The sequence below is a fragment of the Bacillus sp. BS98 genome (genome assembly GCF_008432245.1).
GTDB classification, from domain to species: Bacteria; Bacillota; Bacilli; order Bacillales; family Bacillaceae_G; genus Bacillus_A; species Bacillus_A toyonensis.
Genome location: NZ_CP043830.1, coordinates 90,001 through 106,711, shown reverse-complemented (window position 1 = coordinate 106,711; position 16,711 = coordinate 90,001). Strand labels below are relative to the sequence as shown.

Annotated in this window: 12 protein-coding genes, 2 rRNA genes and 1 other annotated feature (1 of these 15 cut by a window edge); all 14 genes read right to left on the bottom strand. The window is 39.3% G+C overall.

All coding sequences use genetic code 11. The features are described from left to right. Entirely contained in the window at positions 1-1,398 is a 1,398-nt protein-coding gene (gene cysS / locus F0362_RS00575; RefSeq protein ID WP_000152286.1) for a cysteine--tRNA ligase, read from the bottom strand. Further along, positions 1,379-2,044 (bottom strand): serine O-acetyltransferase, encoded by a 666-nt coding sequence (gene cysE, locus F0362_RS00570; RefSeq protein WP_000476498.1) that lies wholly within the window; start codon positions 2,042-2,044, stop codon positions 1,379-1,381. The genes cysS and cysE overlap by 20 nt, the downstream gene beginning before the upstream one ends. 145 nt (positions 2,045-2,189) lie before the next feature. Continuing rightward, positions 2,190-2,438, bottom strand: a binding site (T-box leader). 47 nt (positions 2,439-2,485) lie between these two features. Further along, positions 2,486-3,943 carry a glutamate--tRNA ligase gene (gene gltX, locus F0362_RS00565; protein ID WP_000415161.1) on the bottom strand — a complete coding sequence of 486 codons (1,458 nt, stop codon included), beginning with the start codon at positions 3,941-3,943 and terminating at the stop codon, positions 2,486-2,488. Between the two features lie 89 nt (positions 3,944-4,032). Then, positions 4,033-4,509, bottom strand: coding sequence for a 2-C-methyl-D-erythritol 2,4-cyclodiphosphate synthase (ispF, locus tag F0362_RS00560; RefSeq protein ID WP_080326879.1), 477 nt, complete (start codon positions 4,507-4,509; stop codon positions 4,033-4,035). 116 nt (positions 4,510-4,625) lie between these two features. Further along, the gene (gene ispD / locus F0362_RS00555) at positions 4,626-5,306 is read right to left on the bottom strand and encodes a 2-C-methyl-D-erythritol 4-phosphate cytidylyltransferase (protein ID WP_000288308.1); all 681 of its coding nucleotides are present in this window, start codon (positions 5,304-5,306) and stop codon (positions 4,626-4,628) included. Between the two features lie 16 nt (positions 5,307-5,322). After that, complete coding sequence (locus tag F0362_RS00550) at positions 5,323-6,426, bottom strand: PIN/TRAM domain-containing protein (RefSeq protein WP_000919680.1); 1,104 nt, start codon at positions 6,424-6,426, stop codon at positions 5,323-5,325. A 160-nt stretch (positions 6,427-6,586) separates the two neighbouring features. Then, positions 6,587-7,660 carry a DNA integrity scanning diadenylate cyclase DisA gene (gene disA, locus F0362_RS00545; RefSeq protein ID WP_000392164.1) on the bottom strand — a complete coding sequence of 358 codons (1,074 nt, stop codon included), beginning with the start codon at positions 7,658-7,660 and terminating at the stop codon, positions 6,587-6,589. A 3-nt stretch (positions 7,661-7,663) separates the two neighbouring features. Next, positions 7,664-9,040 (bottom strand): DNA repair protein RadA, encoded by a 1,377-nt coding sequence (radA, locus tag F0362_RS00540; protein WP_001085199.1) that lies wholly within the window; start codon positions 9,038-9,040, stop codon positions 7,664-7,666. A gap of 95 nt (positions 9,041-9,135) precedes the next feature. Further along, a complete protein-coding gene (clpC, locus tag F0362_RS00535) occupies positions 9,136-11,571 on the bottom strand; it encodes an ATP-dependent protease ATP-binding subunit ClpC (protein WP_000971171.1) in 2,436 nt (811 codons plus the stop codon). Positions 11,572-11,593: 22 nt separating this feature from the next. Beyond that, on the bottom strand, positions 11,594-12,658 hold the full coding sequence (locus tag F0362_RS00530) for a protein-arginine kinase McsB (protein ID WP_000050835.1): 1,065 nt from the start codon (positions 12,656-12,658) through the stop codon (positions 11,594-11,596). A 4-nt stretch (positions 12,659-12,662) separates the two neighbouring features. After that, a complete protein-coding gene (locus F0362_RS00525) occupies positions 12,663-13,211 on the bottom strand; it encodes a protein-arginine kinase activator protein McsA (RefSeq protein ID WP_000128388.1) in 549 nt (182 codons plus the stop codon). A gap of 170 nt (positions 13,212-13,381) precedes the next feature. After that, positions 13,382-13,843 carry a transcriptional regulator CtsR gene (ctsR, locus tag F0362_RS00520; protein WP_001244560.1) on the bottom strand — a complete coding sequence of 154 codons (462 nt, stop codon included), beginning with the start codon at positions 13,841-13,843 and terminating at the stop codon, positions 13,382-13,384. Positions 13,844-14,051: 208 nt separating this feature from the next. Further along, a 5S ribosomal RNA gene (gene rrf, locus F0362_RS00515) occupies positions 14,052-14,167 on the bottom strand. Positions 14,168-14,216: 49 nt separating this feature from the next. Next, positions 14,217-16,711 (bottom strand): 23S ribosomal RNA (locus F0362_RS00510) (it continues 427 nt past the right edge of the window).

Sequence of the window (16,711 nt, the reverse complement as noted above, 5' to 3'; positions counted from 1 at the left end):
TTATCCTCTTTTCCATCTTGTACCTTGTGCGGTATCTTCTAAAATAATATTACGTTCTTTTAAATCATCGCGAATTTGATCAGATAATGCGAAATCACGATTTTTACGAGCTTCAATACGCTTTTGGATAAGCACCTCAATTTCCTCATCAAGCAATTCTTCTTTTGCTAATTCTAATCCTAAAATATCGAATAATGTTTCAAGTTGTTTCACGTATGCTTCAATTACAACTTTAGAAGTATGTTCTTCTAATAAATATTGATTTGCGTGATTTGCTACATTATATAATTCAGTAATCGCATTAGCAGTATTGAAGTCATCATCCATTGCTTCTTCAAATGCAGCCTGGAATTTTTCCATCTCAGCTAACCATTTCTCATTATGATCTGTTAAATTCGCGCTACTTTCCATACGATGCTTTAAGTTACCGTAAGCTGTTTTAATTCTTTCTAGCCCGTTATTCGTACTTTGTAATAACTCTTCACTAAAGTTAATTGGATGACGGTAATGTACTGATAGCATAAAGAATCTAATTAACTGTGGATCATATTGCTTAATGATATCGTGAACTAAAATGAAGTTTCCAAGTGACTTAGACATCTTCTCATTATCAATATTAATATATCCATTATGCATCCAGTAACGTGCAAATGTTTTTCCAGTCAACGCCTCGGACTGTGCAATTTCATTTTCATGATGAGGAAATGCTAAGTCTTGACCACCAGCATGAATGTCAATTGTATCCCCTAAGTACTTACGTGCCATCGCTGAGCATTCAATATGCCACCCTGGACGTCCTTTCCCCCAAGGGCTTTCCCAGAAGATTTCTCCCTCTTTTGCAGCTTTCCATAAAGCAAAGTCAAGAGGGTCTTGTTTCTTTTCTCCTACTTCAATACGTGCACCATGACGTAAATCAGCGATTGGCTGATGCGATAATTTACCGTAACCTTCGAATTCTTTCGTTCTAAAGTACACATCACCTTCTGATTCATATGCATACCCTTTATTCACAAGTTCTTGAATAAATTCAATAATAATATCCATATTTTCTGTTACACGCGGATGAACTGTTGCATGTTTGCAACCTAGTGCGGTTACATCTTCAAAATATGCTTCAACGAAACGGTCAGCAATTGTCGGTACATCTTCACCTAATTCATTTGCTGCTTTAATTAATTTATCATCTACGTCAGTAAAGTTAGATACATACTGCACTTCGTACCCTTTGTATTCTAAATAACGGCGTACTGTATCGAACACCATAGGGGGTCTCGCATTCCCAATATGGATGTAGTTATATACTGTAGGACCGCAAACATACATCTTTACCTTATTTTCTTCTAATGGAATAAACTTTTCCTTTTGACGTGTTAGCGTATTATAAATGTGAATAGTCATTTTTATCCTTCCTTTCTACCTTTACTTCAAGTTGCTTTTTCAATTTATCAAGTTCTGCTTCCATAACCTTTAATTTATCAAAAATCGGATCCGGAAGATCGGAATGATTTAACTCTTGACCAATCTTCACTCCATTTTGAATAACGACTCGGCCAGGTATACCTACAACTGTAGAATGCGCAGGGACTTCTTTTAATACAACGGATCCTGCTCCAATTTTAGAATTCTCTCCAACAGTAATTGAGCCTAGTACTTTAGCACCTGTTGCAATTAATACATTATCCTGAATTGTAGGGTGCCTCTTTCCCTTTTCTTTTCCCGTACCACCTAATGTAACACCTTGATAAATTGTTACATTATCACCAATCTCACACGTTTCTCCAATTACAACCCCCATTCCATGGTCAATGAAAAAATGACGACCAATTGTTGCTCCTGGATGAATCTCAATGCCAGTAAAAAACCGACTAACTTGTGAAATCCAACGTGCAATAAAAAAGAAATTCTTTTTATAAAAAGCATGTGCAATTCGATGGGCCCAAACTGCATGTAATCCAGAGTAAGTCAAAATGACTTCGAAATAACTTCGTGCCGCTGGATCCTGTTCAAAAACGACTTCAATATCTTCCCGAAGCCTCTTAAACATCGATGTCCCCTCCCCTTTATGGGCTGCTTTTTCGAGTGAACTAACTCCCTTAACTCCCCACTTATCCTCTAAATCTTTATACAAGGAGATCAAACTTATACTTATACCCACTTTTACGGTATAAAAAAGACGCCTCTGTCATATTGACAGAGACGCCTTTTAAGCGCGGTTCCACTCTGTTTAGGCTAATAAAAAAGCCTCAAACTCATCCATGATAACGGTGTACACCGCTTCTGCTTACTTTACGCCCTAAGACATTTCACGAAACAATTCGTTGTTCAGCAGAAGACTCGAAGGGGCATTTCAAAAATCCGCTTATAAACCACTTCCAGCCTAAAGGTGGTTCTCTCTGTAAAAAGCCTGATTTTCTACTTCTCCTTCTCGTCGCTTTTCCTTATTAGATTTTAAGTATACTTATTATATTTCTAAACCTAGAAAATGTTAACCAATTACTTTTTGAAGACGATTTAAAACTTTTTCTTTCCCAAGAAGTGCAATCGCATTAGGAAGCTCTGGACCATGTGTTTGACCAGTAGTAGCAACACGGATTGGCATAAATAAGTTTTTACCTTTATGCCCTGTTTCCTTTTGAACTGCTTTAATAGCTGCCTTAATCGCTGCAGGCTCCATCGCTTCTAGAACTTCTATTTGACCAGCAAATGCACGAAGTACTTCAGGTACCTGTTCACCATTTAACACTTCTTGCCCTTCTTCTTCATAATCAACATGATCTTTAAAGAACATTTCAGAAAGCTCTACGATTTCAGCTCCGAAACTCATTTGGTCATGATATAAAGCAATTACATCACGAATCCAAGCTTGTTCTTGTTCACTTAAAGTTTCGCCCACACGTCCAGCTTTCACTAAATGCGGTAAACTTAACTCTACAACCGTATCTAAATCTTGCTTTTTCATATACTGGTTGTTCATCCATTTTAATTTTTGAGAATCAAATAATGCAGGTGATTTTGATAAACGAGCTGCATCGAACATTTTGATGAACTCATCTTTAGAGAAGATTTCTTCTTCTCCTACCGGCGACCAACCTAGTAGTGCAATAAAGTTAAAGATTGCTTCTGGAAGATATCCTAGCTCTTTATATTGCTCAATAAATTGAATAATAGATTCATCACGTTTACTTAACTTTTTACGGCTTTCGTTAACAATTAGGGTCATATGACCGAATTGTGGGATGTCCCAACCGAAAGCTTCATATATCATCATTTGTTTTGGCGTATTTGAAATATGATCATCGCCACGAAGCACATGTGTAATCTCCATTAAGTGATCATCTACTGCTACCGCAAAGTTATAAGTTGGAATTCCATCTTTTTTCACGATAACAAAATCACCGAAATCATTTGAATGGAATGCGACTTCATCTTTTACGATGTCTTTGAATGTGTAATCACGATCAGCTGGTACACGGAAACGAATACTTGGAATACGTCCCTCAGCTTCAAATTCTTTCATTTGTTCTTCAGTTAAATCACGATGGTTACCTGCATAACGAGGTGTTTCACCACGAGAAATTTGTCCTTCACGCTCTGCTTCCAGCTCTTCTTCTGTCATATAACATTTGTAAGCTAAACCACGCTCTAATAAATCTAGATATAATTTTTTATAAATATCTAAACGCTCTGTTTGACGATATGGTCCGAATTCACCACCAACATCAACACCTTCATCCCAGTCCATACCGAGCCATTTCAAGTATTTTAATTGGCTTTCTTCTCCACCTGCAACATTACGTTTTACATCAGTATCTTCAATACGAATAATAAACTTACCATCTTGATGACGAGCAAATAAATAATTAAATAATGCCGTACGCGCATTTCCGATATGTAAGTGTCCTGTTGGACTTGGCGCATAGCGCACTCTCACTTGCTTTTCCATAATTGGTACACCTTCCATTCTTAATGTCAACACATTCTATAATTGTACAACAAAAAAATGTGATTATCCATCTTACGAATTAAAAACCATTATTTTTTCTGTAATAATACCACTGCTTGAGAAGCAATTCCTTCTTCTCTACCTGTAAATCCTAATTTTTCTGTTGTTGTTGCCTTTACATTAATGTTATCTATAGACGTTTCTAACAGTTCACTAATACGTTTACGCATACTTTCAATATGCGGTGCCATTTTTGGCTTTTGAGCAATAATTGTACAATCTAGATTTCCTAGCTCGTAACCTTGTTCGCGTACAAATTCCCAAACCCTTTGTAGTAATATAGCTGAATCTGCATCTTTAAAGGCAGGATCAGTATCAGGAAAATGCTTTCCAATATCTCCTGCTGCAATTGCTCCTAGACATGCGTCAGCAATCGTATGTAACAATACATCCGCATCTGAGTGACCGATTAATCCCTTCTCATGAGGAATTGTAATTCCGCCAATAATTAACGGTCTACCTTCCGCAAATTCATGTACATCAAAACCTTGTCCAATTCGAAACATTCTTTACATCCTCCTTGAGCTAAACCACTGAGCTTTATGACTCTATATTATATCGATATCCTTACAAAGAAAAGCCCGGCTATTGCCGAGCTTTCCTTTGTTATACACCATCACGGCTATTTTTTCTGAACATGAAGGAAACTTTCAGCAATTAGTAAATCCTCTGGAGTCGTCACTTTAATATTATAGTAACTCCCCTCTACTACACCTACTTGCTTACCAATGCGTTCTACGAGACTTGCATCATCTGTACCAAGAAAACAGCTCTGTTTTGCACTTCTATGAGCTTCTAACAAAAGCGAAACAGAGAACCCTTGCGGTGTTTGTACAGCCTTAAGCTGAGATCGTTCTACCGTTTCGACAACAACACCTTGCTCTACTTTCTTCACTGTATCCTTTACTGGCACTGCACAAATGGAAGCCCCATATTTTTCTGCTGCTGTTAATACATCTTGAATCACTTTATTCGTTACGAATGGGCGCGCTCCGTCATGCACAAGAACGTATTCCACATCACTTGCATGCTGAATCGCGTTATATACACTATCTTGTCTTTCAGCCCCACCTTGAATAAATTGCACCTGTTTTTCAATCGGATACTTCTGCATTAATTCTTCAAAATACGGGCGTTCCTCTTCGTTAATTGCCATAACAATACTTTTGCACGCCTTATCTCTTTCAAAAGCACGTAATGTATGCACGATAATCGGTACTTCATTTATAAGTAAGAACAACTTATTTTTGCCAGCACCCATCCGCTTTCCTTGACCGGCTGCCGGAATAATTAATGTATACATATTAATAATCCTCTACCTATAATGCTTTTTCTAATAATTTACGTTTTGCGAAAATCATACGACCAGCCGATGTTTGTAATACGCTAGTAACTAGTACATTAAGTTGCGAACCTACATACTCTCTACCATCTTCTACTACAATCATCGTACCATCATCTAAGTACGCAACACCTTGGTTTTGCTCTTTACCATCTTTCACAACATAAACACTTAATTCTTCGCCAGGGAGTACAACTGGTTTAATTGCATTAGCTAAATCATTAATGTTTAACACCGTTACTCCTTGTAATTCAGAAACTTTATTTAAGTTAAAATCATTTGTTACTACAGTTCCACCGGTGATTTTAGCTAACTTTACAAGTTTGCTATCCACCTCTTGGATATCCTCGAAATCGCCTTCATAAATTTCTACCGGAATCGGCATCTCTTTTTGAATACGATTTAAAATGTCTAGTCCTCTGCGACCACGATTACGCTTTAAAGCATCGGAGGAGTCGGCAATATGCTGAAGCTCTTCTAATACGAATTGTGGAATTACAATTGTTCCTTCTAAAAACTTCGTTTGGCAAATATCAGCAATACGTCCATCAATAATTACACTCGTATCGAGAATTTTCCAATGAGCCGTAGATTTTTCTACCTCTATCTCTTCGTTCTCACTATTGTTTTTCTTCTTACCTCCGCGTTGGGGTAATGTAAATAATCCTAGCAATTCATTCCTCTTTTTAAATCCTACTTGGAATCCTAAATATCCAAGTAAAAGAGTAAAGAACACTTGCAATACTGTGCTAATAACCGGAATTGTAAATTCACGAATTGGTATTAAAATTAAATATGCAACAATGAGACCAGAGATTAAACCTAATGTACCAAATAAAACATCTGCTACAGGCGCCTTTACAAGAGCCTCTTCAATATGCTTAATAAGTTGAACAATATAATCTACAAGCCAAAATGTTGTTAAAAATAAAATAATTGCACCAATAATTGCACGAACATACGATCCTTCCAATAAAGGAACAGCACCGATGTCTAATACATTAATAACTTTTGGGATTAAGTAAATCCCTAACGCTCCCCCAATTACTAGAAAGAAGAGCTGTACGATCCGTTTTAACATCCAACCACCTCCTACTCATTATTAACCATTGTTTCGCTAATCAAAACGCCGAATGCAAAAGCGGACGTGTTTTTTTATAAATAGTTTTATTTACCAATATATCATATCATATACCAAAAATGTTCTAGTGTCGTTATATTATGGAATCAATGTAATATTCTTAATTGTGTCTACTCATATAGAGATGCTCTTGAATTCTTTTTAAGCCTTCTCGTATTTTCTTCGCCCTTACTTCTCCAATTCCTTCCACATCATCCAATTCATGAATAGTCGCGCGACAAACACCTTGCAACGTTTTGAATCGATTAATTAAATTTTCAATGATAAGTGGCGGAACACGAGAGATTTTGCTTGTGATTCGATATCCCCTTGGCGTCACACTTTCTTCTAAACTCGTTTGCCCTGGGTAGCCAAGTAATTTTACTAAATCACTATCCTCTAAAAGTTGTGTATTTGCAAGGTCCTGCAACTTTTTCAAAATTTGATGATGGTCTTGTGTTTTTTCTTGGTGATAATCTTTGATTAATAATGCTGCCTCTGCCTCTAAATCAGCTAGTAGTTCTGTAAGTTGTAAACGGATTAACCTACCTTCTGTTCCTAGCTCATGAATATAGCTCAATATTTCATTTTTAATACGCAGTACCATTTCAACACTATGTAAAACGTGAACGACCTCGGACATTGTAACGACCTCTTCAAATTCTAGAATGCCCAAATTCGTAATACCATCATTCCATACAGCCTTATATTTTTCTAACGTTTGAATAGCCTGATTTGCCTTTGTTAAAATAACCCCTATATCTTTTAGTGTATAACGTAAGTTCCCTTGATATAGCGTAATTACGTTACGTCTTTGTGAAATAGCTACAACAAGGCTACCAGTCTGCTTCGCTACACGTTCTGCTGTTCGGTGACGCATGCCTGTTTCAATAGAATCAATAGATGCCTCTGGAACTAACTGTGCATTTGCTATTAAAATTTTACTTCCCGTTTCATTTAAAATAAGTGCCCCGTCCATTTTTGCTAATTCATATAAACTAGCAGGAGAGAATGCACAATTAATGTGAAAACCGCCATCAACAATACTTTTAATCTGCTCATTATATCCAAGAACAATTAGTCCCCCTGTTTGTGCGCGAAGTACATTATCTATCCCTTCGCGCAGTGGTGTCCCTGGGGCCACGAGCTGTAAAATATTAATCATACTTTTGACACGTTGCTTATTTTCTTCCATAGCCTAGCCTCCTAATGTCAAACGAAGCGCTTCTCCTAAATTAGAAACACCTACAACCTCAATCCCATCTGGAATTGTCCATCCTCCTAAGTTTTTTCTAGGAATAATAACACGTTGAAATCCTAATTTAGCCGCTTCTTGTACACGTTGTTCGATTCTTGATACTCTTCTTATTTCTCCAGTTAATCCTACTTCTCCTATTACTGCATCGGTTGGTGCCGTAGATTTATCCCTAAAACTTGAGGCTATACTTAAAGCCACTGCTAAATCAATTGCCGGTTCATCTAATTTCAAACCACCAGCTACTTTTAAATATGCATCTTGATTTTGCAATAGTAAGCCTGTTCTTTTTTCTAATACTGCCATAATAAGCGAAACACGGTTATGATCAATTCCCGTCGCCATTCTTCGAGGATTTCCAAAACTAGTAGGGGAGATTAAAGCTTGTATTTCTACTAAAACCGGTCTTGTTCCTTCCATTGAAGCAACTACTGTTGACCCTGCAACACCAACCGGCCTTTCCTCAAGGAAGATTTCAGAAGGATTTAAAACTTCCGCAAGACCAAGCTCTTTCATTTCAAAGATACCCATTTCATTCGTGGAACCAAAACGGTTCTTCACAGCTCGTAAAATACGATACGTATGGTGTCGATCTCCCTCAAAGTAGAGAACTGCATCGACCATATGTTCTAACATACGAGGTCCTGCAATTGCTCCTTCTTTTGTCACATGCCCGACGATGAAAATAGGGATTCCTTTTGTTTTTGCAAGTTTCATTAATTCCGCTGTACATTCACGTACTTGTGCCACACTTCCTGGCGCTGACGTCACTTCAGGTAAATGTATCGTTTGAATAGAATCAATAACAACAAAAGCTGGATTCATTTCTTCAATATGTGCTGCAATACGCTGCAAGTCTGTCTCTGCTACAACAAATAGATTGCTACCCTTTACATGCAAACGATCTGCACGAAGTTTAATCTGCTTTGCCGACTCCTCACCCGATATGTATAATACATCATATGAAGAATCTGCTAATTGCGATGAAATCTGTAATAGTAATGTTGATTTTCCAATCCCAGGGTCTCCACCAATAAGTACTAAGGACCCATCTACAATTCCGCCACCAAGCACACGGTTAAACTCTTGAAATTCCGTTTCAATACGTGCCTCAGACTTTGTTTCTACTTCAGTAAGACGTCTTGGTTTTGTTACTTCCGTTTGAATTGCATTCGCGTAATTAAGGCGCCTTGATGATACAACTGGTTCCATCTCTTCAACAAGTGTATTCCATTGACCACATCCGGGACATTTACCCATATATTTCGGTGACTGATAACCACATTCTTGACATATAAATTTCGTTTTCTTTTTAGCCATACCTTTTTATAGTTCACTTCACTTTCGTCTATAAACGTTTATCCTTCTCGTACAAGAAAGAGGGCTATCGCGTAGCCCTCTTTGTTTGTCTATACTTATTTTACCTTTTCCGCACTATGAATGACAAATGATTCTCCTTCTACATCAAAGATAACTTTTTGTCCTTTCTCAATAGCACCTTTTAAAAGTTCTTCAGATAGTCTATCTTCTACATGCTTCTGAATTGCCCTACGAAGCGGACGAGCACCGTACTCACGATCAAATCCTTTATCAGCAATAGCAGAAATTGCCCCTTCTGTTAATTGCAATTCGATTTCTTGTTCTTTTAAGCGATTCACTAACTGATTTACCATAAGAGTTACAATTTCTTGAATATGTTTTTTCTCAAGCATATGGAATACGATAATTTCATCGATACGGTTTAAGAATTCTGGACGAAATGCTTTTTTCAGTTCATCCATTACTTTACCTTTCATATCCGAATAATCGCGGCTCTCATCTTGTACGTTAAATCCAAGATACTTATTACGTTTTAATGCATCTGCCCCAACGTTAGATGTCATAATAACAATTGTATTACGGAAATCTACTGTACGTCCTTTAGAATCGGTTAAACGACCATCTTCTAATACTTGTAGTAAAATATTAAACACATCCGGATGAGCTTTCTCTACCTCATCTAATAAGACAACTGAATATGGCTTGCGACGAACTTTCTCTGTTAATTGTCCACCTTCTTCATATCCAACATATCCTGGAGGAGAACCAACTAAACGGGAAGTAGAATGCTTCTCCATGTACTCTGACATATCGATGCGAATCATTGCATCTTCATCACCGAACATAGATTCTGCTAGTGCTCTTGCAAGTTCTGTTTTACCTACACCTGTTGGCCCTAAGAAAATAAATGAACCAATTGGGCGCTTCGGATCTTTTAATCCTGCTCTCGCACGACGAACAGCTTTTGCTACAGCTACTACCGCTTCATCTTGACCAATTAAACGATCATGAAGAATGGATTCTAAGTTTAATAATTTATCAGTCTCTGTTTGTGCAAGTTTAGAAACTGGGATACGCGTCCATGTAGAAACGACATTTGCAATATCTTCTACCGTAACCTCTGAATTTTCTTTTCCTTGTTGCTCTTTCCATTGACGTTTTGTATCTTCTAACTTCTCTCGTAAGCGTTGTTCCATATCACGTAAAGATGCAGCCTTTTCAAATTCTTGACTTTGTACAGCCGCATCTTTTTCTTTTCGAATCTCCTCAAGCTTCACTTCAAGCTCTTTTAAGTTTGGTGGTGTTGTATAAGAACGTAAGCGAACTTTTGAAGCAGCTTCATCAATTAAATCAATTGCTTTATCCGGTAAAAAGCGATCTGTAATATAACGATCTGAAAGTTTTACTGCTGCATCAATAGCGTCATCTGTAATAGATACACGGTGATGCGCCTCATAACGGTCACGTAAACCTTTCAAGATTTGAATCGATTCTTCTAAACTTGGCTCATCAACATGAATTGGTTGAAAACGTCTTTCTAAAGCCGCGTCTTTTTCAATATATTTGCGATACTCATCTAAAGTTGTCGCCCCAATACATTGCAACTCTCCTCGTGCTAAAGATGGTTTTAAAATATTCGATGCATCGATTGCACCTTCTGCTCCACCTGCACCAATTAATGTATGAAGCTCATCAATAAATAGAATAATATTGCCTGCTTGGCGAATTTCATCCATCACTTTCTTTAAACGGTCTTCAAATTCACCGCGATATTTCGTTCCAGCTACTACTGTACCCATGTCTAGTGTCATAACACGCTTATCTCTTAAAGTTTCAGGAACTTCATTATTTACAATTTGCTGTGCTAATCCTTCTGCAATTGCTGTTTTACCTACACCAGGCTCACCGATTAATACTGGGTTGTTTTTCGTTCTACGGCTTAACACCTCAATTACACGTTGAATTTCTTTACCACGTCCAATAACAGGGTCTAAGCGATTTTCACGTGCAACAACTGTTAAGTCCCTTGCTAAACTGTCAAGTGTCGGTGTATTTGCATTTGTTGCTGAACCACCTTGATGACCTGAACTAGCTTCATTACTTCCAAGAAGTTGTAACACTTGTTGTCTCGCTTTATTTAAACTTACACCTAAATTATTTAAAACACGTGCCGCTACACCTTCACCTTCACGGATTAAACCGAGTAAAATGTGTTCTGTTCCAACGTAAGAATGGCCTAGCTTACGCGCTTCATCCATAGATAATTCAATAACCTTTTTAGCACGAGGTGTATAATGTACAGTTTGAGAAGCTTCTGTTCCACGCCCAATTAACGCTTCTACTTCTTTTTGAACTTTCTCTGGACTTAATCCAAGAGCAATTAACGCTTTTGCTGCAATTCCTTCACCTTCGCGTACAAGCCCAAGTAAAATATGTTCTGTTCCAATATTATTATGCCCAATACGAATTGCTTCCTCTTGAGATAAAGCTAATACTTTCTGTGCTCTTTCTGTAAATCTTCCAAACATCATAGAAATCGCCTCCTACTTGCGCTTAGTTTTTTTCAATACGTAATCGCTCACGGATTAAGGTTGATCTTCGATAATCTCTTTCTTCTGGCCCTAAAGGTCCTCCCGCGTATTGTTGTAAAATGCCCGGTTGAGTAAGAACCATTAACTCCGTCAAAATATTTCTCGATATACCTTTTATATATCCTAGATCAATACCAAGTCGTACATCTGATAAGCAATTAGCAGCTTCTGCAGATTGAATTAAACGACTGTTTGCTAGTATGCCGTAAGAACGATAAACCTTATCTTCAAGTTCAATACTTGAATTTTGTACAATTAATTCTCTAGCCATTTTTTCTTGCTGTATAATTTGTTGAATGACACCTTTTAAATCTGCAATAATATCTTCTTCAGACTTTCCTAGCGTCATTTGATTTGACACTTGAAATATATTACCTAACGCTTCGCTACCTTCACCGTATATTCCTCTTACTACTAACCCTAATTTTTGAATTACTTGTATAATACGGCTAATTCTTTTTGTTAAAACCAGTCCCGGTAAATGAATCATCACAGAAGCTCTTAACCCTGTGCCAACATTAGTAGGACAGCTTGTAATATATCCAAGTGATTCATCAAAAGCGTATTCAACTTCTTTCTCAATCCAATTATCTATTTGATTGGCGCTTTGAAGCGCCTCTGATAACTGTAATCCTGAAAATAGGCACTGAATCCGAATATGGTCTTCTTCATTAAGCATAACACTAATATGTTCACTTTCTGATAGTAGACATGCTCCATATTCTGTCCCTGCAAGATTTGGACTAATTAAATGCTTTTCGACTAAAACTCTCCTTTGAAGAGGGGTTAATTCATTCATCTTTAATAGTCCAAACTCCCCAAAGGACCCTACTGCTTTATTTATAAATTTCTTTTTAAATAATTCATGAATCTGTTTAGCTTCTTCTTCGTTTTGCATAGTAGAAAATTGATATTGTTTAAAATTACGAGCCAAACGAATTCGACTACTTAAAACAATATCAGAATCAGGGCCATCCCCCTTCATCCATGGACTAATCGCTTCATTCATAATTTTGTCCAGTGACATAGAACTATTCCCCCTCTCTATGCTCACTAAGATGTATTTCAAGACCTCGAATCTTATCTCTTACCTCTGCAGCTTTCTCAAATTCCTCTTTCTGTACGCATTGTTTCAGAATGAGTTTTAGTTCATCTAATTCTTTCTTTAAGTGGATATTTCCTTCTATACGTTCCGGAATTTTTCCACAATGATCTGTATGCCCACCATGAAGACGTTTTAATAGTGGCTTTAAATGCTCCTTAAATGTATCGTAGCAAGAAGAACAGCCAAAACGTCCCACTTTTGTAAATTGTTCATATGTCATCTTACAATCTGGGCATCTTACTATATTTGCATTTGAAAATCCATTTTTTCCTTCTTCAAACATTGTTGATTCACCGTGTAATAAACCAGCAAATAAATCATGAAATGAAAAGTTAGACTGCGATGATTGAAAGAAAGACGTATAGCCACTTTGCTCTGCACATTGCTCACAAAGATGAACTTCCGCCTTCTTCTCGTTAATTACTTTTGTATAATGTAAAGTCGCTGGTCTTATATTACAGTTTTGACAAGTCATCACTATCCCCACCTTTACAACAGGAACGCTCTATCTCATGATACTTTTCATACATTACTAGATTGTTCGCTTTCCTGAATCCGTTTAAATAAAAGTGCATGTTCTTTTTCAAAACTTCTACAACATTTAATTGCTTTATCTTAGTCATCATTCTTTTACAAAAGCTATATTTATTTATATTTCAGTGTTCTTAACATTGCGCATAATATTCGAGCCCTAAGTTCATCTCGAGAAGGAACATCCATTGATAATACAGAACGATCTATTACGCTTAACATCAGTTTCGCTTCACGATTTGTTATGATTCCCTCTTCTATTAAACGTATAATCATGCTTTCTGCATTCCCTTGCGCAACACTATGATCAATCATATGAAGCATTTGATCAATAATGTCTATATCGTCATGCAGTTTGACTTTTATAATGCGAATGTAACCTCCTCCACCACGTTTACTTTCTACTACAAATCCTCTTTCTAACGTAAAACGGGTATTGATTACATAATTGATTTGAGATGGTACGCACTCGAACCGATCCGCAATCTCATTTCTCTTAATTTCAATCACATTATTATTGCTTAAGTCAATAACTTGCTTTAGATATTGCTCAATGATATCAGATATATTTCTCATTTATCCGCCACCTTTATTGACTTTGACTATCTTTGACTTTAATTATATACGTATTAATAAAATTTGCAACTCTTTTGCTTATTCACTATCCTAGCCACATTCTCCTGTATTTAATCAAAATATTAATACTTTAAACACATTTTTTTATTACTATGGATTATAAAATAAAACACGAAAAAACACGAGTCATTTGACTCGTGTTTTAGTTGCTTGGCGACGTCCTACTCTCACAGGGACAAGGTCCCAACTACCATCGGCGCTAGAGAGCTTAACTTCCGTGTTCGGTATGGGAACGGGTGTGACCTCTCTGCCATCATCACCAAACTATGAAGGCATATTCCTTCAAAACTAGATAACATTTGCTACATATTATATGGTTAAGTCCTCGATCTATTAGTATTCGTCAGCTCCACATGTCACCATGCTTCCACCTCGAACCTATCAACCTGATCATCTTTCAGGGATCTTACTAGCTTACGCTATGGGAAATCTCATCTTGAGGAGGGCTTCATGCTTAGATGCTTTCAGCACTTATCCCTTCCGCACATAGCTACCCAGCTATGCCCTTGGCAGAACAACTGGTACACCAGCGGTGCGTCCATCCCGGTCCTCTCGTACTAAGGACAGCTCCTCTCAAATTTCCTACGCCCACGACGGATAGGGACCGAACTGTCTCACGACGTTCTGAACCCAGCTCGCGTACCGCTTTAATGGGCGAACAGCCCAACCCTTGGGACCGACTACAGCCCCAGGATGCGATGAGCCGACATCGAGGTGCCAAACCTCCCCGTCGATGTGGACTCTTGGGGGAGATAAGCCTGTTATCCCCGGGGTAGCTTTTATCCGTTGAGCGATGGCCCTTCCATGCGGAACCACCGGATCACTAAGCCCGACTTTCGTCCCTGCTCGACTTGTAGGTCTCGCAGTCAAGCTCCCTTATGCCTTTGCACTCTACGAATGATTTCCAACCATTCTGAGGGAACCTTTGGGCGCCTCCGTTACACTTTAGGAGGCGACCGCCCCAGTCAAACTGCCCACCTGACACTGTCTCCCGGGTCGATAAGACCCGTAGGTTAGAATTTCAATACAGTCAGGGCGGTATCCCACCAGCGCCTCCACCGAAGCTAGCGCTCCGGTTTCAATGGCTCCCGCCTATCCTGTACAAACTGTACCAAAATTCAATATCAGGCTACAGTAAAGCTCCACGGGGTCTTTCCGTCCTGTCGCGGGTAACCTGCATCTTCACAGGTACTATAATTTCACCGAGTCTCTGGTTGAGACAGTGCCCAAATCGTTACACCTTTCGTGCGGGTCGGAACTTACCCGACAAGGAATTTCGCTACCTTAGGACCGTTATAGTTACGGCCGCCGTTTACTGGGGCTTCAGTTCAGAGCTTCGCTTACGCTAACCCCTCTCCTTAACCTTCCAGCACCGGGCAGGTGTCAGCCCCTATACTTCGCCTTACGGCTTCGCAGAGACCTGTGTTTTTGCTAAACAGTCGCTTGGGCCTATTCACTGCGGCTTTCCGTTAAGAAAGCACCCCTTCTCCCGAAGTTACGGGGTCATTTTGCCGAGTTCCTTAACCAGAGTTCTCTCGCACACCTTAGGATTCTCTCCTCGCCTACCTGTGTCGGTTTGCGGTACAGGCACCTTTTATCTCGCTAGAAGCTTTTCTTGGCAGCGGGGAATCAAAGACTTCGCTCCATAAGGAGCTTCCCCATCACAGCTCAGCCTTCACGATAAGCGGATTTGCCTACTTATCAGCCTAACTGCTTGGACGTGCACAACCAATCGCACGCTTCTTCTATCCTTCTGCGTCCCTCCATTGCTCAAACGATAAAGAGGTGGTACAGGAATATCAACCTGTTGTCCATCGCCTACGCCTGTCGGCCTCGGCTTAGGTCCTGACTAACCCTGAGCGGACGAGCCTTCCTCAGGAAACCTTAGGCATTCGGTGGACGGGATTCTCACCCGTCTTTCGCTACTCATACCGGCATTCTCACTTCTAAGCGCTCCACCAGTCCTTCCGGTCTGACTTCACTGCACTTAGAACGCTCCCCTACCACTGATACCATTGGTATCAATTCGCAGCTTCGGTGGTGTATTTAGCCCCGGTACATTTTCGGCGCAGAGTCACTCGACTAGTGAGCTATTACGCACTCTTTAAATGGTGGCTGCTTCTAAGCCAACATCCTAGTTGTCTAAGCAACTCCACATCCTTTTCCACTTAATACACACTTTGGGACCTTAGCTGGCGATCTGGGCTGTTTCCCTCTTGACTACGGATCTTATCACTCGCAGTCTGACTCCTAAGGATAAGTCATTGGCATTCGGAGTTTGACTGAATTCGGTAATCCGATGAGGACCCCTAGTTCAATCAGTGCTCTACCTCCAAGACTCTTACACTTAAGGCTAGCCCTAAAGCTATTTCGGGGAGAACCAGCTATCTCCAGGTTCGATTGGAATTTCTCCGCTACCCACACCTCATCCCCGCACTTTTCAACGTGCGTGGGTTCGGGCCTCCATTCAGTGTTACCTGAACTTCACCCTGGACATGGGTAGATCACCTGGTTTCGGGTCTACGACCACGTACTAAACGCCCTATTCAGACTCGCTTTCGCTGCGGCTCCGTCTCTTCAACTTAACCTCGCACGGGATCGTAACTCGCCGGTTCATTCTACAAAAGGCACGCCATCACCCATTAACGGGCTCTGACTATTTGTAGGCACACGGTTTCAGGATCTCTTTCACTCCCCTTCCGGGGTGCTTTTCACCTTTCCCTCACGGTACTGGTTCACTATCGATCACTAGGGAGTATTTAGCCTTGGGAGATGGTCCTCCCAGATTCCGACGGAATTTCACGTGTT